16 protein-coding genes and 2 tRNA genes are annotated in these 17,483 nt (G+C 68.9%); 9 read left to right on the forward strand and 9 right to left on the reverse strand.

Annotated features, from left to right (window positions below; translation table 11 throughout):
• Positions 1–83 precede the first annotated feature (83 nt).
• Together ACIBH2_RS11625 and ACIBH2_RS11630 are read left to right on the forward strand one after the other, a co-directional pair.
• Complete coding sequence (locus ACIBH2_RS11625) at positions 84–1,676, forward strand: 3' terminal RNA ribose 2'-O-methyltransferase Hen1 (RefSeq protein ID WP_397116016.1); 1,593 nt, start codon at positions 84–86, stop codon at positions 1,674–1,676.
• Positions 1,676–4,249, forward strand: coding sequence for a polynucleotide kinase-phosphatase (locus tag ACIBH2_RS11630; RefSeq protein ID WP_397116018.1), 2,574 nt, complete (start codon positions 1,676–1,678; stop codon positions 4,247–4,249). Before ACIBH2_RS11625 ends, ACIBH2_RS11630 begins: the two co-directional genes overlap by 1 nt.
• A 46-nt stretch (positions 4,250–4,295) precedes the next feature.
• On the opposite strand, the gene ACIBH2_RS11635 is transcribed toward ACIBH2_RS11630, so the two are convergent.
• Complete coding sequence (locus tag ACIBH2_RS11635; RefSeq protein ID WP_397116020.1) at positions 4,296–4,775, reverse strand: NUDIX domain-containing protein; 480 nt, start codon at positions 4,773–4,775, stop codon at positions 4,296–4,298.
• Between the two features lie 22 nt (positions 4,776–4,797).
• Positions 4,798–6,003, reverse strand: a complete 1,206-nt coding sequence (locus ACIBH2_RS11640) for a GAF domain-containing protein (protein ID WP_397116022.1) — start codon at positions 6,001–6,003, stop codon at positions 4,798–4,800.
• Between the two features lie 134 nt (positions 6,004–6,137).
• On the opposite strand from ACIBH2_RS11640, the gene ACIBH2_RS11645 reads away from it, so the two are divergent.
• Positions 6,138–6,806, forward strand: a complete 669-nt coding sequence (locus ACIBH2_RS11645; RefSeq protein ID WP_397116024.1) for a response regulator — start codon at positions 6,138–6,140, stop codon at positions 6,804–6,806.
• Between the two features lie 8 nt (positions 6,807–6,814).
• Here ACIBH2_RS11645 and ACIBH2_RS11650 read toward each other — a convergent pair.
• Both ACIBH2_RS11650 and ACIBH2_RS11655 read right to left on the reverse strand, forming a co-directional pair.
• A tRNA-Pro gene (locus ACIBH2_RS11650) sits at positions 6,815–6,891 on the reverse strand.
• Positions 6,892–6,948: 57 nt separating this feature from the next.
• Positions 6,949–7,019 (reverse strand) — tRNA-Gly (locus ACIBH2_RS11655).
• Between the two features lie 507 nt (positions 7,020–7,526).
• Between ACIBH2_RS11655 and ACIBH2_RS11660 the strand changes: the two genes are divergently transcribed.
• Together ACIBH2_RS11660 and ACIBH2_RS11665 are read left to right on the forward strand one after the other, a co-directional pair.
• Positions 7,527–8,537 (forward strand): diguanylate cyclase domain-containing protein, encoded by a 1,011-nt coding sequence (locus tag ACIBH2_RS11660; RefSeq protein WP_397116026.1) that lies wholly within the window; start codon positions 7,527–7,529, stop codon positions 8,535–8,537.
• A gap of 45 nt (positions 8,538–8,582) precedes the next feature.
• Positions 8,583–9,446, forward strand: a complete 864-nt coding sequence (locus ACIBH2_RS11665; protein ID WP_397116028.1) for a DUF1542 domain-containing protein — start codon at positions 8,583–8,585, stop codon at positions 9,444–9,446.
• 37 nt (positions 9,447–9,483) lie between these two features.
• On the opposite strand, the gene ACIBH2_RS11670 is transcribed toward ACIBH2_RS11665, so the two are convergent.
• The 4 genes from ACIBH2_RS11670 to ACIBH2_RS11685 form a co-directional block, all read right to left on the reverse strand.
• Positions 9,484–9,933 carry a hypothetical protein gene (locus ACIBH2_RS11670; RefSeq protein WP_397116030.1) on the reverse strand — a complete coding sequence of 150 codons (450 nt, stop codon included), beginning with the start codon at positions 9,931–9,933 and terminating at the stop codon, positions 9,484–9,486.
• A gap of 100 nt (positions 9,934–10,033) precedes the next feature.
• Positions 10,034–10,441, reverse strand: a complete 408-nt coding sequence (locus tag ACIBH2_RS11675; RefSeq protein WP_397116032.1) for a hypothetical protein — start codon at positions 10,439–10,441, stop codon at positions 10,034–10,036.
• 160 nt (positions 10,442–10,601) lie between these two features.
• Positions 10,602–11,414: an Fpg/Nei family DNA glycosylase gene (locus ACIBH2_RS11680; RefSeq protein WP_397116034.1), complete on the reverse strand. Its 813-nt coding sequence runs from the start codon at positions 11,412–11,414 to the stop codon at positions 10,602–10,604.
• A 162-nt stretch (positions 11,415–11,576) separates the two neighbouring features.
• Positions 11,577–12,050, reverse strand: coding sequence for a ribose-5-phosphate isomerase (locus ACIBH2_RS11685; protein ID WP_397116036.1), 474 nt, complete (start codon positions 12,048–12,050; stop codon positions 11,577–11,579).
• A gap of 174 nt (positions 12,051–12,224) precedes the next feature.
• Between ACIBH2_RS11685 and ACIBH2_RS11690 the strand changes: the two genes are divergently transcribed.
• Together ACIBH2_RS11690 and ACIBH2_RS11695 are read left to right on the forward strand one after the other, a co-directional pair.
• Positions 12,225–13,220, forward strand: coding sequence for a M48 family metallopeptidase (locus ACIBH2_RS11690; RefSeq protein ID WP_397116038.1), 996 nt, complete (start codon positions 12,225–12,227; stop codon positions 13,218–13,220).
• A gap of 451 nt (positions 13,221–13,671) precedes the next feature.
• Positions 13,672–14,682, forward strand: coding sequence for a M48 family metallopeptidase (locus ACIBH2_RS11695; protein ID WP_397116987.1), 1,011 nt, complete (start codon positions 13,672–13,674; stop codon positions 14,680–14,682).
• Between the two features lie 248 nt (positions 14,683–14,930).
• Here the strand turns inward: ACIBH2_RS11695 and ACIBH2_RS11700 are convergent, their stop codons facing one another.
• A complete protein-coding gene (locus ACIBH2_RS11700) occupies positions 14,931–15,566 on the reverse strand; it encodes a DsbA family protein (RefSeq protein WP_397116040.1) in 636 nt (211 codons plus the stop codon).
• Positions 15,567–15,736: 170 nt separating this feature from the next.
• Here ACIBH2_RS11700 and ACIBH2_RS11705 point away from each other — a divergent pair, with 170 nt between their 5' ends.
• Both ACIBH2_RS11705 and ACIBH2_RS11710 read left to right on the forward strand, forming a co-directional pair.
• Positions 15,737–16,957, forward strand: coding sequence for an NAD(P)/FAD-dependent oxidoreductase (locus ACIBH2_RS11705; RefSeq protein ID WP_397116042.1), 1,221 nt, complete (start codon positions 15,737–15,739; stop codon positions 16,955–16,957).
• Positions 16,958–17,062: 105 nt separating this feature from the next.
• Entirely contained in the window at positions 17,063–17,464 is a 402-nt protein-coding gene (locus ACIBH2_RS11710; RefSeq protein ID WP_397116044.1) for a YciI family protein, read from the forward strand.
• Positions 17,465–17,483 lie beyond the last annotated feature (19 nt).

A 17,483-nucleotide genomic window follows, 5' to 3' on the forward strand; every position in this document is an offset into this window, starting at 1 on the left:
GTCTCGAGGGCCCGGTCGCGACGAGGGCGCGCGGGCCGCGTATTTGGATTGCGGGCCACCATGGGGTGCGGGACCATCGCCGAATGTTGTTGACCATTTCCTGTACGCGTCCGGACGACGCCGCATGGGCGGCGAGCGATCTGGGGTATCTGCTGCACAAGAATCCCGCGCGGATTCAGACCTTCGAGCAGTCGTACGGAATGGCGCACGTGATGTACCCCGAGGCCACCGACGAGCGCTGCACGGCGGCGCTGCTGTTGGAGGTGGACCCGGTGCGGCTGGTACGCGGAAAGCAGCGTGGCACACCGGATTTCAGTCTGGCGCAGTACGTGAACGATCGGCCGTACGCGGCCTCGTCGTTGCTGTCGGTGTCCATCGCGAAGGTCTTCGGTTCGGCCCTGCACGGGCGGTGCGGGCAGCGGGCCGAACTCGCCGTGACCGCGCTGCCGCTGCGCATCGAACTGCCCGCGGTGGCGTGCAAGGGCGGACCGGAGACGGCGGAGCGGTTGTTCGCGCCGCTGGGCTGGACGGTGACGGCTACTCCCCTGCCCTTGGATCCGGCGTTTCCGGAGTGGGGCGAATCCCATTACGTGCGACTGGAACTCGAGGGCGAGCTGCGGTTGTCCGATGCGTTGACGCATCTGTACGTGCTGCTGCCGGTGCTCGATGGGAACAAGCACTACTGGCTCGACGAGGCCGAGATCGACAAGCTGCTCCGGTTCGGTGAGGGCTGGTTGGTCGGGCATCCGGAGCGGGCGTGGATCACCCGGCGGTATCTGTCGCGGCGGCAGTCGCTGGTGCGGGTGGCGCTGGCGCGGCTGGCCGAAGTGGATGATCTGGAGCCGGAGGATTTGGGCGCGGTCGAGGAGAACCTCGATGACGCAACGGAATCCGAGAACGCCGTGGCCAGTGAGGGCAGCGAGGCGGCTGGGGCTCTCGCGGCCGGTGGAGCGACACAGCCTTCCGGGGTGGCGGCAGGGCCTTCCGAGGTGGCGGCGGGGACTTCTGCGGCCGATCCGGCGAACGTCGCGGATGATGATCCGCGCCCGCCGTCCTTGGCCGTCATCCGGCGCGCGAGTGTCGTTCGGGCACTGCACCAGGTCGGTGCGCGCCGCGTGCTCGACCTCGGCTGCGGTGAGGGCGCGCTGCTGCGACAGTTGGTGGCGGAGCGGGAGTTCACCGAGATCGTGGGCGTCGATGTGGCCATGCGGTCGCTGCATATCGCCAAGCGGCGGCTGGCGCGGCTGCCCGAGTGGCAGGCGCGGCGGGTGAGTCTGCGCCAAGGCGCGCTGACCTACTCCGACGCCTCGCTGCGCGGGTACGACGCGGCGGTGCTCATGGAGGTGATCGAACATGTCGACGCCTCCCGGCTGGGAGCCCTGGAGCGGGCCGTATTCGGTTCGGCCGCACCGGGATCGGTCATCGTCACCACGCCCAACAGCGAGTACAACGTGCTCTACGAGACACTGCCCGCGGGCAAGTTCCGGCACTCGGATCACCGCTTCGAGTGGAGCCGTGCGCAATTCACCGCCTGGGCCGAGGGCGTCGGCGAAGAGTACGGGTACGAGGTGCGCTTCGAACCCATCGGCACCGTCGACGGGAACCTCGGAGCGCCAACGCAGATGGCGATATTCAGAAAATCCACCACGACGAGCGATGCGAAGGGAGCCGCGTAATGGCCGAGCTGTCCATTCCGGAACTGTCGCTGGTCGTCCTGATCGGCAGCACCGGTTCCGGCAAATCCACGTTCGCGCGCAAGCACTTTCCGGAGACGGCCATCGTCTCCTCGGATGCCTGCCGCGGCATCGTGAGCGACGACCCGAACGATCAGTCGGCCACCCCGGACGCGTTCGCGCTGCTGCACCACATCGCCGGGGTGCGGCTGCGGCGCGGCCTGCGCACCGTCGTCGACGCGACCAGTGTGCAGCCGACGGCCCGCAAGGAACTGGTCGCCCTGGCGCGAGAGCACGATGTGCTGCCCGTCGCCGTCGTCCTCGACGTACCCGATGCGGTCTGCCTGGAGCGCAACTCGCGGCGACCGGACCGCGCCGGGCTGGGCGCGCACGTGGTCACCCGTCAGCAGCGGGATCTGCGGCGCAGCCTGCGCTTCCTGGAGAAGGAGGGTTTCCGCAAGATCCACATCCTGCGCGGGGTCGAGGAGATCGACGCCGCGACCGTCGTGGACGAGCGGCTCTGGAACGACAAGCGCGACCTCACCGGGCCCTTCGACGTGATCGGCGATGTGCACGGCTGCCGCGCCGAACTCGAAACGCTGCTGGGCGCATTGGGTTACGCGCTGCACCGCGACGAGCAGGGCCGTCCGGTGGACGCGCGGCACCCCGAGGGGCGCACCGCGGTCTTCGTGGGCGACCTGGTCGACCGCGGGCCCGACACCCCGGGCGTGCTGCGTCTGGTCATGGGCATGGTGGCCTCCGGAAACGCCTTGTGCGTCACCGGAAATCACGAGTTCAAGCTGGTGCGCGCCCTCGACGGCCGCAAGGTGAAGATCGCGCACGGGCTGGCGGAGTCGCTCGCGCAGTTGGAACGCGAGGACGAGGTGTTCCGCAAGGCGGCGCACGAATTCTGCCGCAGCCTGGTGAGCCACTACGTACTCGACGGCGGCAATCTCGTTGTCGCGCACGCGGGTCTGAAGGAGCAGTTCCAGGGTCGCGCGTCCGGCCGGGTGCGTTCGTTCGCCATGTACGGCGAAACCACCGGCGAGATCGACGAATACGGATTGCCGGTGCGCTACCCGTGGGCCAACGACTACCGAGGGCGCGCCACGGTGCTCTACGGGCACACGCCGGTCACCCACCTGGAGTGGGTGAACAACACGCTGTGCCTGGACACCGGCGTGGTGTTCGGCGGCCGGTTGAGCGCCCTGCGGTATCCGGAGCGCGAGCCGGTTTCCGTTGCGGCGGAACAGGTGTGGTTCGAGCCGACACGGCCGCTCGAGGCTCCGGTGCCGGTGGGCGGTGCCGTGCACCGCGATCCGGGCGTACTCGACCTCGACGATGTGACCGGCCGCCGCGTGGTCGAGACACGCTATCTCGACCGCGTCGGCGTCCAGGAGGACGCGGCGGCCGCAGCCTTGGAGGTCATGAGCCGCTTCGCCATCGACCCGCGCTGGCTGGTGTACCTGCCGCCGACCATGTCACCGTGCGCCACCTCGACCCTGGACGGGTATCTGGAGCATCCGGCGCAGGCATTCGAGTACTACCGCTCCGAGGGCGTCACCACCGTGGTGTGCGAGGAGAAGCACATGGGTTCGCGAGCCGTGGTCGTGGTGGCCCGTTCAGCGGCGGCCGCCCGAGATCGGTTCGGCATCGACGACGGCAGTACCGGCGCGGTCTACACCCGCACCGGTCGACCGTTCTTCGATGACGCGACCCAGACCGAGACGCTGTTGGCGGGCGTGCGCGCGGCGGCCGAGAAGGCCGGGCTCTTCGAGGAATTGGCGTCGGACTGGCTGCTGCTCGACACCGAGCTGCTGCCCTGGTCGGCCAAGGCCATGGGCCTGCTGCGCAACCAGTACGCCGCCGTGGGCGCGGCGGCGCGGGCGGCCCTGAGCGCCGCCGAAGGCGTCCTGGCCGCCACGGCGGCGCGCGGTCTCGACGTCGGCGACCTCGCCGACCGCACCACCGCGCGCCGCTCCGACGCCGAGGCCTTCACCGCCGCCTACGGCCGCTACTGCTGGCCGGTGGACGGCCTGGACGGCGTCCGCCTCGCCCCGTTCCAGATCCTGGCCGCCCAGGGCGCGAATCACGCCCTGCGCGACCACAATTGGCACCTCGAACGGGTGGATCGCCTGGTCGACGCCGACCCGGAGCTGTTCACCCGCACCGGCCGGATGGTCGTCGACCTCACCGACGAGGGCAGCGAGGCCGCCGCGACGGCGTGGTGGACCGAACTGACGGCAGCCGGTGGCGAGGGCATGGTCGTGAAGCCGCTGGACTCGTTCGTCAACGGAACCGGTACGCGCAGTGGACGACCGGTACAGCCGGGCGTGAAATGCCGTGGTGCCGAATACCTTCGGATCATCTACGGCCCGGAGTACCTGCGCCCGGCCAACCTGAAGCGCCTGCGCCAGCGCGGCCTGGGCGGCAAGCGTTCACTCGCCCTGCGCGAGTACGCCCTCGGTCTGGAGGCGCTGGACCGCCTCGTCGGCGGGGAACCGCTGTGGCGGGTGCACGAAGCGGTGTTCGCGGTCTTGGCCCTGGAGACCGAACCCCTGGACCCGCGGCTGTAGGGATCCGGCCCGCCGAGCACGCCTCGGCGGGCCTAGCCCCGCGCGGTCAGCCTTGGGCGTTGATCCAGTCGGCCAGCCGGTCCAGGAACGGCCGCTGCCCCTTGCCCAGCTTCTCGTGCGCCACCTCCGGCGCGAACCACTCCGCTCGGTCGATCTCCGGAAATTTCTCGAAGCGGCCCGAGCGCGGGGGCCACTCCATCTCGAAGGTGCCCGGATTCACCTGTGCGGGATCGAGATCCGCCTCCACCGCCCAGACGGTGACCTGTTTGCGGCTACGTCCGCTGCCGTACTCCACCTCGCCCAGGGGCACCCAGTCGCCGTCGGGGACGGGCAGACCGAGTTCCTCGGTGAATTCGCGTCGCGCGGCGTCGGGCGCGTTCTCGCTGTGGGGGTCGTACTCGCCCTTGGGGATCGACCAGGCGCTGGCATCCTTGCGCGCCCACAGTGGGCCGCCCATATGGCCGATGAGCACTTCGAGGTCCGGCGAGCGGCGGAACAACAGGACTCCTGCGCTGTACCTGGTCATGGCAGCAGTCTGCCAGCGTCGCTCAGGTCGTCGGCAGCGGTACCCGCCACAGCAGGCGGGTGCCGCGACCGTCGAGTCCGTGCCCCAATTCGAGCACGCCGCCCAGCGCGGCGGCGCGCTCGGCGATATTGCGCAGCCCGCCGGTGCGGGGTGCGTCGCCGAGTCCGATGCCGTTGTCGGCGACCGTAATTCGCAGCTCGCCGTCCTCGACGCCGACTCGCACGTCGATGCGGGTGGCGTCGGCGTGGCGCACCACATTCGACAGTGATTCGCGCACGACCGCCAGGGCCTGCACGCTCACCTCGGGCGGGACCGAGTCGATGGGTCCCTCCTGCCGCAGCACCGGCGTGAACCCGAGATGCCGGGCGGCGGTGGTGACCAATTCCGTGATGCCGCTGTGCAATCCGTTCTCGCCGTGCGGTGTCTGCAACGAGAAGATGGTGGCGCGAATGTCCTGCATGGTGTCGTCCAGCGCGCGCACGGCGCGCTCGACTCGCTCGGCCACCTCGGGCGAGGGGTTGCGGCGCAGCGCGCCCTCCAGGGTCAACCCGGCCGCGTAGATGCGCTGGATCACCGTGTCGTGCAGGTCGCGGGCAATGCGGTCACGGTCCCGCATGAGGGCGATGGTGATCGAATCCTCCTGCCGCCGAACCGCATCGCGCCGTGCCTGTTCGTACAGGCGCGAATTGGCGATCTTCACCCCGGCGATGACGGCGAGCGCCTCGATGATCCGCTCGTCCTCCTCGGTGAACATGCCCACGCGCTCATCGGCGAGATAGAGATTGCCGAACACCTCCTGGCGAATGCGCACCGGGACGCCGAGGAAGCTGCGCATGGCCGGATGCCGCTGCGGCCAGCCTCGATAGGCCGGATGGGTGGTCAGATCATCGAGCCGGACGGGCCGTTCGCCGTCGAGCACCTCGCCGATCACGCCGACACCGCGCGGCCACCACGGCATCCTCGCGGCCGTCTCGGCATCCATGCCGACCTGCACGAATTCCGCGAGCCGATGCTCCCCCGGCCCGGCATCGCGCGCCAGCAACCCCATGGCTCCGTAGCGGGCGTCGACCAGGCGCGTCGCCGCCTGCACCAACTGCCGCAGGATGACCGTCAGATCCAGATCGGAAACCACGGTGTACACGGCCTCGAGCAGCCCGTGCAGCCGCTCGCCAGGAGCGGACAGCTCACGCAGTTCCTCCGGTACGGCTCCCCATGGATCCCGTGTCATGTCCACAGGCTACCCATCGGCTACTAGGGACATTTGCCTCTAGCCGACGCACCCGCGGGAGACGAGCATCGGAGTTGGGCGAAGTCTGAGCAAGTCGCCAGCGAATTTCGGGCATGCGGTCTGAGGATGGTGGTGTGAGCGACCGGATTCGAGTCTTTCTACTCGACGATCACGAGATCGTGCGCCGCGGCCTCCAAGATCTCCTGGAGGCCGAGGGCGATATCGACGTGGTCGGCGAGGCGGGCACCGCCGCCGAAGCGCTGCGCCGCATTCCCGCGGTGCGACCCGATATCGCCGTCCTGGACGTCCGGCTCGAGGACGGCGACGGCGTGAGCGTCTGCCGCGACCTGGTCTCGTCCCTACCCGGCCTCAATGTCCTCGTGCTGACCTCGTTCGCCGATGACGACGCGCTGCTCGGCGCGGTCCTGGCGGGCGCGAAAGGCTATGTCCTCAAACAACTCCGCGGCCCCCAACTGGTCACCGCCGTTCGCCGCGTCGCCGCCGGAGAATCCCTCGTGGACGCCCGCACCGCCGCCGCGGTCACCGCGCGCGCCCACCGCCGCGCCCATCCCCTGGCCGATATCGAACTCACCGACCGCGAACGCCAGATCCTCGCCCTCATCGGCCAAGCCCTGAGCAACCGCGAAATCGCCGCCACCCTGTTCCTGTCCGAGAAGACCATCCGCAACTACGTCTCGTCCCTACTGGCGAAACTGGGCCTGGTCCGCCGCTCCCAAGCCGCCGTCCTGGCCGAACAACTACGCCAACGCCACGGCGAGAACTGGGCCGCCGATCGCGGCTGACGGATATGTGGTCGGGGTGACAGGATTTGAACCTGCGACCCTCCGCTCCCAAAGCGGATGCGCTACCAAGCTGCGCTACACCCCGTTACAGTCCGGCGGATCCGCCGGACGCCCCACCGGAACGGGAAGAATCCCCGGTCAGAGCGGGTGACGGGAATCGAACCCGCACCATCAGCTTGGAAGGCTGAGGTTCTACCATTGAACTACACCCGCAAGGCCTACGACGTCGGTGCGCGCACCGTGTTCGTCGTGTGCGCCTGAGACTGTACCGAACCTCACTCGCAGAATGCCAATCAGGCTCGTCACCGGGCTTGTCTCGGCATGTCGTGGACGGCGCGGCGGGCAGCTAGGGGGTTGGGGCGCTGGCGGGTAGGGGTGCGAGCGGAACCCGTTCGGCGCGTCGCGGAAGACACGCGAAAATTGGTTGTAACGCCGAGGGGGAGGTCACCGATCACCCATCCGTCGCCATTCGCGAGGCAAACGCGAACCTGTTCTATAACTAGGGTTTTCATTGCCGAGTGGCTTGCTAGGATCCTTTTTGTCCGGACGGGGGTATCTGGAAAGGGGGCGGTGAGCATGCGCCGAGTGTGGTGTGACCAACCGCGTAGCTTTGAGCACGAGCCGAATGGACCCGAGCCGAGTGGTGCGAGCGGCCGGAGGGTCTCCGCGAGGGATCGCGGCGGCCTCGATCCGATCTGTCCCAGCGCGGGGTGACGGACCGTGCCCATCCGACTCGACACACGGACCACCGCGATCATCGCGGCAACCACCAAAGAATGGGTACGAGCGGTCTACCGGGGTAGTGAAACAGGTACCGTTCCGACCCTTCATCCAGACAGCCTGGCGCGGGTCTTCGCCGATGTCATCGACGATCTGTTGGAACTGGCGGCGTCCGAGCCCTTCCCGGTGCTCGCGGCGCGCAGTATCGGACGTCGCTTGGCCGCACCGCCTTTCGAGCGCACCCGCATGCTCGCTCCGGCCAGCCGGGCGCTGCTCGGGCTGACGCCGGGCGAACCAGGGTCGCTGATCGCGACCCGCTGGGCGTTCGTGGCCAGCCAGGCCATCGACAGCTATGCCGAGGAGCTGCAACAGCGCGCGCTCATTCAGCAGGAGCGCAATCTCACCGAGGCGGTCTCGGTGCGGGTACAGGAGATCGCGGCGTTGCAGCACCGGCTGCGGCACGAGGCGACGCACGACGCGCTCACCGATCTGGCGAATCGCTCACTGCTGCAGGAGCGGGTGCGGTTGATGGCGCAGGATCCGGCCCGCGGGGTCGGGCTGCTGCTCATCGATCTGGACGATTTCAAACAGATCAACGACGGATACGGGCACGCGGTCGGTGACGAGGTGCTGGTCGCCATCGCCGAACGCCTGCGAGCGACCTGTCCCCCGGATTCGGTCATCTGCCGCTACGGCGGCGACGAGTTCGTGGTGGCGGTGCCCGCGCGCCGAAATGGGCTCGGGGAGTTGGCCATGCGGGTCCTGGCGGCCCTGTGCGAGCCGGTGCCCTCGGCCATCAACACCGCGCCTGTCCCGGTCTCGGCCAGCGTCGGCACCGCCTTCTGCCCGCCGGGCCGCGACTGCGATTTCTCCGACCTGCTACGCAGCGCCGACCGAGCCATGTATTCGGCCAAGACCGCGGGCAAACGACAGTTCGCGGTCTCCGAACTCGACGCCGAGGAACCCGACCCAGGTAACGACCGGGCCGGGTACGCGGCGGTCGCTGGCTGACCGCGCAGCAAATCGCAGGCTAACGACCCCGCGTAGGCTGGGGGCGTGCTGACTCTCCTGGTCGTGATGGTCATCGTGCTGCTCGCGGTGCTCGCGTTCGCGGTGCTCCAGCGCTCGCGGGCCGCCACCCGGCTGGCCGATGCGAAAGCCGATGCGCGCCGGGTGATCGACCGGCTCGGCGGGCAGGTGTACAGCCTCACCGGCACCGACGAGCCGTCCAAACAGGCGCTCGCCGATGCCGGGGAACGGTTCAATGCCGCCGGGGCGCAGATCGAACAGGCGACCACGCCCACCCAAGCGCGCCTGGCGAAAGAGACTGCGCTGGAAGGGCTCTACTACGTGCGCGCGGCGCGTACCGCCATGGGCCTCGATCCCGGACCGGCCGTACCCGAGCTCGACGGGCAGAGCTCGGCGGGCGAGGTCACCGAGGACCGCTCGGTCGATTTCGACGGTCGCCGCATCGAAGCCTCACCCACGCCCTCGGCGCAGACGCCCAACTACTACCCTGGCGGCCGCGTGGCCGGGCGGCCGGTACCCGCGGGGTGGTACTCCGAACCCTGGTGGAAGACAGCGCTTGTCGCGGGTGCCTGGGGTGTGGGATCGGTGCTGCTGTTCGACGCGCTGTTCAGCGGTATGGCGGGCGTGCACTACGACGCGGCCGCGTTCGAGAACGGGTACGACGACGGGTATCAGGCCGGATTGGACGCCGGTGACGGCAGCGGCGATCCCGGGTTCGACAGCGGCGACCCTGGTTATGCCAGCGGCGACCCCGGATACGGCAGTGGCGACCCCGGATACGATCCGAACGCGGGCGGCTACGACTCCGGCTACGACAGTGGCGGATTCGACGGCGGCGGATTCGACAGTGGCGGTTTCGATTCCGGCGGCGGCTTCGACGGCGGGTTCTGAGCCCGCGCACCCCGCGCTTCCGGCCGCCCCCACTCGGTCAGAAGATCTCCACCGAAAGTCCGGAGCTGTCACGGACTTCGAGCACATCGTGCAACACCGTGACGATGACGTGAACGACATGATCGCGGTCCAGGCCCGCCGCGTCCGCGCGAAGTACGTAGGGCCGCAACTCCTCCGGAGTCCGACGGTCGACCCCCTCGTTCGCCTTGGCGAAGCCGAGATTGGCCAGCGCGGCACGCTTGCGCTCGTCGAAGCCCGACGCGGCGGGCTCCGCTCGACCACGTAGTCGCTGCCACCGCGTGCGGCGGCGCTGCGGCGCCGCGTCCAGCACTTCGATGTGGAACACCCCGTCGGGCGATGCCAGCCATTGCACCGTACCGGAATCCGCGCTGACCACCGCCGTCCCCTCCTCCATCGCGACCGCCTGATCCACCGCGTCACGTACCTGCGCCGTCACCGAGTCCATCCCCGACCTCCGCTCGACCATCACTGCCGAGGTTACGCGCGCGGAAGTGCCCGTTCACCCAATAGCGCGGGCTCGCACCACTTGTGCGGCGTGATTTCGTCATCCCGTCCCGAACGGCCGGTCACTGATGCCCGATGACCTGCACATCCTCGAGGACGACAACCGGATCATTGGCACCGGCCCGATCCGTGATCGTGACCGTGCCGGTGAAGACGTCCCCCTGTCGCACGGCCTCGGACCCGGGCCCCGCGATCTCCGCCCGTGCACCGTTGATGGTGTAGAACTCCGACGGCCCGTCCGTGAGGAAGACGAGCGTCCACACGGCCGCGTCCGAGTACACCAGGCCATGCACCTGGAACCGTTCCCCAGCGTGCTCACGGTAGTCGGCGAGCACCTGCTTCATATCGTGCCTGGTCGGCGGCGCGGCGTCGCTCGGAGTCGGCTCAGCGGTGGCCACGCCGGTTCCGGCAGCGCCGAGCACGGTCGCGAGCGCGACCATCGTGGCGGCTGTTGCTTTCTTGCCGAACATGTTTCGCATCCATCCCGATTTGTTTGCGACGTTACCGAATAGTTCCCGATTCCCGGCCGTCGAAAACTCCGAGTGCGGCGCTCGCCACACCGACGGCCGCAATACCGCCGCTGTCACATACGAGACACGGAATCGAGCGACTCAGGGTGGAAGCCGCCGGTCAACCGGGTTGGCAGGTAGGGCACCAGAAGAGGTTGCGGCCCTCCATGACCGAGTGCAGCACCGTCGATCCGCACAGGCGGCACGGTTCACCGGCGCGGCGGTAGACGTAGGTGCGCGGTTTGTCCGGGGCGTAGGAGGGTGCGCCGCGGTCGTGTTCGCGGCGGACCACGACGATCTTGCCGCGGCGTACGCCCACGCGCATGAGTTCGCAGAGGTCCGACCAGAGGGCGTCCCATTCCGGGGCGGAGAGCTTCGCGCCCGGGAGGTGGGGCGAGATGCCATGGCGGAACAGGACTTCCGCGCGGTAGACGTTGCCGACTCCGGCGAGGATCTTCTGGTCCATGAGGAGGGCGCCGATGGGGCGCTGGGAGCGGTGGATGCGGTGCCAGGCGCGGTCGGGGTCGGCGTCGCGGCGCAGGGGGTCGGGGCCGAGGCGGTCGGTGAGGGCGGCTACTTCGGGTTCGAGGAGGATTTCGCAGGCGTTCGGGCCGCGCAGGTCGGTGCCGTGCGGTTCGCCGTGGCGGCCCGCGCCGATCAAGCGCATGCGGACCTCGCCGACCGGCGGGTCCATGGGCACGGTGGATTCGGTGAACTTGCCGTAGAGGCCGAGGTGGACATGAACGATCAGGCCCGAATCGTAGTGGTGCAGCAGGTGTTTACCCCACGCCTCGGCCTTGACCAGGGTCCGGCCGTCGATGAGCGCCGCCCCGTCGGCGAAGCGCCCCTGCGGGCTCGACACCCGCACGACTCCCCCGGCGAAGCGCTTGTGATGCAGCTTCGCCAGCCGATGCAGCGTATGCCCCTCAGGCACGGGCCACCAAAGTCCTTTCCACTTGCCCGGATTGCTTGCCCAACCCCGACACTCGCGAACCGGGCTCGAGCGCGCTCCGCCGTTGCGGGCAGACCGCGCGATCGGGCCGGTTGGCCGGGATCCACCGCGTCCGATGCGGCACAGCGGATTCCGGCCGATCGATCAGTTCTCGGGCAGCGCCGGGGGGACGCCGGTCTTCTCGTACTCGGCGAGAATGTCGATGCGGCGCTGGTGGCGCTCCTCGTTGGACCACGGGGTGGCGAGGAAGGCGTCGACGATGGCGAGCGCCTCCTCGGTGCTGTGCATGCGGCCGCCGATGCCGATCAGCTGGGCATTGTTGTGCTGGCGCGCCAGCTGGGCGGTCTCCACGCTCCAGGCCAGGGCGCAGCGCGCGCCGGGGACCTTGTTGGCGGCGATCTGCTCGCCATTGCCGGAGCCGCCGAAGACCAGGCCCAGGCTGCCCGGGTCGGCCACGGTGCGGCGGGCGGCCTCGATGCAGAAGGCGGGGTAGTCGTCGAGGGCGTCGTACTCGAGGGCACCGCAGTCGACGACCTCGTGGCCCGCCGCCTGCAGGTGATCCTTCACATGGTTCTTCAGTTCGAAACCGGCATGGTCGGCACCAAGGTATACGCGCATGGCTGCGATTGTGTCAGGCCGTCGTGAGCGGACTCGCCCGGGGATGACCGGCGTGCCGACGGCATTAACACCGGATTGTCGGCGGCCCGAATAACAGGTGGACACCGCGATTCGCGTCACACCGCGGACCGCGCGGTCCAGCCCAGACCCGGTATCCCGAACAGAGCGTGTGTTATGCACTCCGACAACGAGTTTCCCCGTCCTGCCCACTTCGCCACCACCACCAAGGTCACGACCCACCCGCCCGCGGGGTGGACCGGACCGCCCACGGTGGAGAGTCCCGCCCCGCTGACCCCGCCTACTGGACCGCGTGGTCTGTCGCCGTTCGGGTTGCCCGCCCGGCACAGCTGGGAGATTCCGCTGCTGATCGTCGTGGTCGTGATCACGGTGCTGGTGTATCCCTTCGCCGTGCTCGACCTGCTGTTCTCCAGCAGCACCCCCGACTATCTGGTGCTGTTCGCGTTCGCGCCGCTGCTCATCTGGGTGTATCGCGGAATGCAGTACGGGCGGTTGCGCGTGGACGGCGTGAAGATGTCGCCGACGCAGTTCCCGGAGGGCTACCGCATGGTTCAGGACGCGGCGGCGCGGTTCGGGATGGCGCAGCCGCCGGACGCCTACGTGGTGCTCGGCAATGGCGTGATCAACGCCTTCGCCTCCGGACACGGATTCCGTCGGTTCGTCGCGGTGCACTCCGATCTGTTCGAAATCGGTGGGCGGGCGCGGAATCCGGAGGCGCTGGCCTTCGTCATCGGGCACGAGGTCGGACATATCGCGGCGGGGCACGCGTCGTACTGGCGGCAGTTGGGGACCGTGCTGATGGGGTTTCTGCCGATCCTCGGCCCGGCGTTGAGCCGGGCGCAGGAGTACACCGCCGACAACCACGGCTACTGCGTGAGCTCGTTCGGCAGCGCCATGGCGATGAACACGCTCGCGGCGGGCAAGTACCTCAACGCCACCGTCGGCTTCGACGAGATGGCCGATCGGGCCGCCCAGGAACGCGGCTTCTTCGTGTGGCTGGTCAATGCCCAGTCCAGCCATCCGGTGCTCACCTGGCGCATGTCGGCGCTGCGCGACCGCAGCCGCCACGGCAGTATGCTGTTGCGTCCGAAACCACCTGCGCCCGTTGCCCTCTCACCGATCACCACCGGTAACGCCGACACCGGGCGGTAAGCCCAGGTCCGCGCCGGTTGTCGGTTGAACCGACCGAGGCGTCGCACAACTGAATAGAGTGGCCGCCATGACGTCCGATGATCGACCGCAGCCGACGCCAGAGCCGGAGCAGCCGACCACCAGCCCCACGAGTGGGCAGCCGGAGCAACCGGCAGCGAATTATCCGACGGGGGAACCGGAATCGCCGGGCGCGGGGGGACCTGAGTCGCCGAGCGTGTCGGGGGAGACACCGCACGCCGCGCCCGCGCAGACGGCGTGGGGAGCCGCCACGCCGACGGGCGGGACACCCCAGCCCGCCGCGTACCCGACGGGCGGATATCCGGGGACCGCCAGCTATCCCGGTGCGCAGTCCGGGCAGCCGTGGGGTTATTCCGCGCCGCCGCAGCCGTATCCGACCGGGCAGGCGAGTCCGCCGACCGGTGGCCAACCCGCGTGGAATCCGGTCACCGGTATGGCGGGCTGGAACCCCAAGCTCGGCCCGCCCGGGTGGTCCGGGCAGCCCGCCTACACGCCGCCGGTGATCCCGCCGCATCAGCAGACCCGCGGACTGTCCCCGTTCGGCATGCCCGCGCGGCACAGCTGGGAGATTCCGCTGCTGGTGATCGTGGTGACGCTGACCGCGTTCGCCTACCTGTTCTCGGCGCTGCTCATGCTGATCGGCGAGATCAACCAGTACGTGCTGCTGCTGTTGTTCGCGCCGGTGCTGCTGTGGTTCGGCCGTGGCACCAACTACGCGAGCATGCGGGTCAACGGCGTGAAGATGTCTCCCACCCAGTTCCCCGAGGGGTACCGGATGGTGCAGGAGGCCGCCGCGCGCTTCGGCATGGACTACGTTCCCGACGCGTACGTGATTCTCGGCAATGGCGCGATCAACGCCATGGCCTCCGGTCACGGCTTCCGCCGCTTCGTGGTCGTCTACAGCGATCTGTTCGAAATCAGCGGTGCGGCACGCGAACCCGACGCCCTGGCGTTCATCATCGGCCACGAGGTGGGGCACATCGCCGCGGGCCACGTCTCCTACTGGCGGCAACTCGGCATGTTCCTGGTGCCGTTCCTGCCGATCCTCGGCAACTCGCTCATCCGCTCCCAGGAGTACACCGCCGACAACCACGGCTACTGCAACCGCCCCACCGGCGCGCCGACCGCCATGCAGACCCTCGCCGCGGGCAAGTACCTCAACACGCTGGTCGCCTTCGACGAAATGGCCAACCGCGCACCGCAGGAGAAGGGCTTCTTCGTCTGGATGGTCAACGCCATGTCCAGCCATCCCGTCCTCACCTGGCGCATGTGGGCCCTGCGCGACCGCAGCCGCCACGGCAAACTCTTCCTCCGCCCCGACGCGCCCCACCAGCTGCCGGTCGGCGGACCTCCCGCCTACGGCACCCCTGTCGGCTACCACTACCAGCCCCCGGCGGGCGGCTACCCCATCCCACCCCAAAACCCCTACACCCCACCGAAGTAGAAAGCTCAACTCTCGAAACTCTCAGGGGTTTCACCCCTGAAACCCCTGAGTGAGAAGAGACGCACCCGACAACCCTGGCGGCCGGAAGAGTCGCGGAGGTCACGACTGGCGGGCGGCGACTAGCGAACCCGCGTCACCCACCGCGAGGAGCTAGGTCGCGGCGACCGCGGCCCCGGGCGACGAGTCGCCCGGGGCCGCGGTCGTTCGGGTTTCAGGGGCCGGGCCCTGAGAGGTTCCAGAGGGTTGGGTCAGTCGAAGGTGGGGTCTTCGGTGCGGGTGCGCTTGAGTTCGAAGAAGTGGGGGTAAGAGGCGAGGGCTACGACGCCGTCCCAGAGTTTGCCCGCTTCCTCGCCGCGCGGGATGCGGGAGAGCACGGGGCCGAAGAAGGCTACGTCGTTGACGTGGATGGTGGGGGTGCCGACGTCCTTGCCAACCTTGTCCATGCCCGCGTGGTGGCTGGCGCGCAGGGCCTCGTCGTAGTCGGTGCTGTCGGCGGCCGCGGCGAGTTCGGCGGGGAGGCCGACCTCGGCGAGGGAGTCCGCGATGACGGCGGCGAGGGAGTCGGCGCGGGAATCGAGTTCGTACTCCTCGCGGCGGTTGTGGATGCGGGTGCCCATCGCGGTGTACAGCGGCGACAGGATCTTGTCACCGTGCTGCTGCGCGGCGGCGATGGCGACGCGCACCGGGCCCCACCCGGTGGCCAGCAGCTCGCGATACTGCTCGGGCAGATCCTCCTTGTCCTCGTTGAGGACCGACAGGCTCATCACGTGGAACCGTGCCTCGATATCGCGCACCTGCTCGACCTCGAGGATCCAGCGGGAGGTGATCCAACACCACGGGCACAGCGGATCGAACCAGAAGTCGACGGTGTCCTTCTTGCTCACGGGGTCATCCTTTCGAGGCGGGGCGCGGCCGGGTCCAGACCGTCCTGCCAAAGGCAACGTTTCCCGATTGTGCCGATATTTCCTCCGACGCCACACCGATGCGCGTTAGGGTCGCAGGAGCAGCCTGGTCATCGGCGGCCGCAATAACCGCGCGCAGGGAGGTGTCGGCATTGACCACAGCATCCAGGTTCGTCATAGCAGGCGGTGGGCTGGCGGCGGCCAAGCTCGCGGAAGCCCTGCGGGGCAACGACTTCGACGGCACGGTCACCCTCATCACCGCCGAGGAGGCGCTGCCCTACGAGCGTCCCCCACTGTCGAAAGACCATCTGCTGGGCAAGAAATCGCTCCCGGAGTTCACCGTGGACCCCGCCCAGTGGTACCGCGACCACCACATCGACGTCCTGCTCGGCACCACGGTCACGGCCATCGACCGCACCACCAAAACCGTTGCGCTGCCGGACGGTACGACGCTGCCCTACGACAAACTGGCGCTGGCCACCGGCTCCCGCCCCCGCCGCCTGCCCATCCCGGGCTGCGACGCCGAGGGCGTGTACACCCTGCGCTACATCGAGGATTCCGACGCCCTGCTGGCCATGTTCGGCACCGCCCGCCGCCTGGTGATCGTCGGCGGCGGCTGGATCGGCCTCGAGGTGGCCGCCGCCGCCCGGAACGCGGGCGTCGAGGTCACCGTCGTGGAGACCGAGTCGGTGCCGCTGCGCGGCGCGCTCGGCGAGGAGATGGGCGCGGTCTTCGCGGACCTGCACCGCGAGCACGGCGTGGACCTGCGCTGCGACGCCAAGGTCGCCGAGATCCTGGTCGCCGACGGCAAGGCCGCCGGGGTGCGCCTGGCAGACGACACCCGCATCGAGGCCGACGCGGTGCTCGTGGCGGTGGGCGCGCGCCCCAATATCGAATTGGCCGCCGATGCCGGACTCGCCACCGAGACCGGCGTCCTGGTCGACGAGAGCCTCGCCACCAGCGATCCGGATATCGTCGCGGTCGGCGATATCGCCGACCAACAGCATCCGGTGCTCGGACGGCGAATCCGCGTCGAGCACTGGGCGAACGCGCTCAATCAGCCGGAGGTCGCGGCCAAGACCATGCTCGGCAAACAGGCCGTCTACGACCGACTGCCCTACTTCTTCACCGATCAGTACGACCTCGGCATGGAGTACACCGGCTATGTCGCGCCGCGCCAGGAGACCGAGGTCGTGGTGCGCGGCGATCTCGGCAAGCGCGAGTTCGTCGCCTTCTGGCTCGACAGCGGCCATCGCGTCCTGGCCGGAATGAATGTGAACGTCTGGGATGTGGGCGACCGCATCAAGGAACTCATCCTCAGCGGCGACCCCGTGGACCCGGACCGCCTGTCCGACCCCACCACGCCCCTGTGACCACCGTCACATAATTCTGTCGACAACTGTGTAGAGATCGCGGGCAGAGCTCCGACCTTCCCACGAGAGCGCCGAAGGGGCGCATCACGAACAAGGAGCCGAACCATGAAGTACATGCTGATCAAGACCTACGCCCCCGCCGCATTCTGCGACACCCCCATCCACGAGTGGGCCCCCGAGGACATCCGGGCGCACATCGACTTCCAGCGCGCCCTCGGCGAGGAACTCGCCAAATCCGGTGAGCTGGTCGACGCCCAGGGCCTGGCCGGACCGGACGAAGCGCGCATCGTCAGCTCCGACGGCCGATCGGCCCCGGTGGTCACCGATGGCCCGTTCCCGGAGTCCAAGGAATTCCTGGCGGGCTACTGGATGATCGATGTCGACAGCCCCGAGCGCGCCATCGAGATCGCCGCCAAAGCCTCGGCCGGACCCGGCCCGGGCGGTAAGCCGATCGGCGAGTACATCGAGGTGCGCGCGATCATGAGCGCCCCCACCACCGACGCGTGAGCCGGGCATAATCGCAGCG

It is taken from the genome of Nocardia sp. NPDC050406 (assembly GCF_044459025.1).
GTDB lineage: Bacteria > Actinomycetota > Actinomycetes > Mycobacteriales > Mycobacteriaceae > Nocardia.

What these genes read in the sequence shown, in the direction of transcription:
- ACIBH2_RS11625 (WP_397116016.1), top strand. Translation starts at nt 84, where the DNA reads ATGTTGTTGACCATTTCCTGTACGCGTCCGGACGACGCCGCATGGGCG.
- ACIBH2_RS11630 (WP_397116018.1), top strand. Translation starts at nt 1,676, where the DNA reads ATGGCCGAGCTGTCCATTCCGGAACTGTCGCTGGTCGTCCTGATCGGC.
- ACIBH2_RS11635 (WP_397116020.1), bottom strand. Translation starts at nt 4,775, where the DNA reads ATGACCAGGTACAGCGCAGGAGTCCTGTTGTTCCGCCGCTCGCCGGAC.
- ACIBH2_RS11640 (WP_397116022.1), bottom strand. Translation starts at nt 6,003, where the DNA reads ATGACACGGGATCCATGGGGAGCCGTACCGGAGGAACTGCGTGAGCTG.
- ACIBH2_RS11670 (WP_397116030.1), bottom strand. Translation starts at nt 9,933, where the DNA reads ATGGTCGAGCGGAGGTCGGGGATGGACTCGGTGACGGCGCAGGTACGT.
- ACIBH2_RS11675 (WP_397116032.1), bottom strand. Translation starts at nt 10,441, where the DNA reads ATGTTCGGCAAGAAAGCAACAGCCGCCACGATGGTCGCGCTCGCGACC.
- ACIBH2_RS11685 (WP_397116036.1), bottom strand. Translation starts at nt 12,050, where the DNA reads ATGCGCGTATACCTTGGTGCCGACCATGCCGGTTTCGAACTGAAGAAC.
- ACIBH2_RS11690 (WP_397116038.1), top strand. Translation starts at nt 12,225, where the DNA reads ATGCACTCCGACAACGAGTTTCCCCGTCCTGCCCACTTCGCCACCACC.
- ACIBH2_RS11695 (WP_397116987.1), top strand. Translation starts at nt 13,672, where the DNA reads ATGGCGGGCTGGAACCCCAAGCTCGGCCCGCCCGGGTGGTCCGGGCAG.
- ACIBH2_RS11710 (WP_397116044.1), top strand. Translation starts at nt 17,063, where the DNA reads ATGAAGTACATGCTGATCAAGACCTACGCCCCCGCCGCATTCTGCGAC.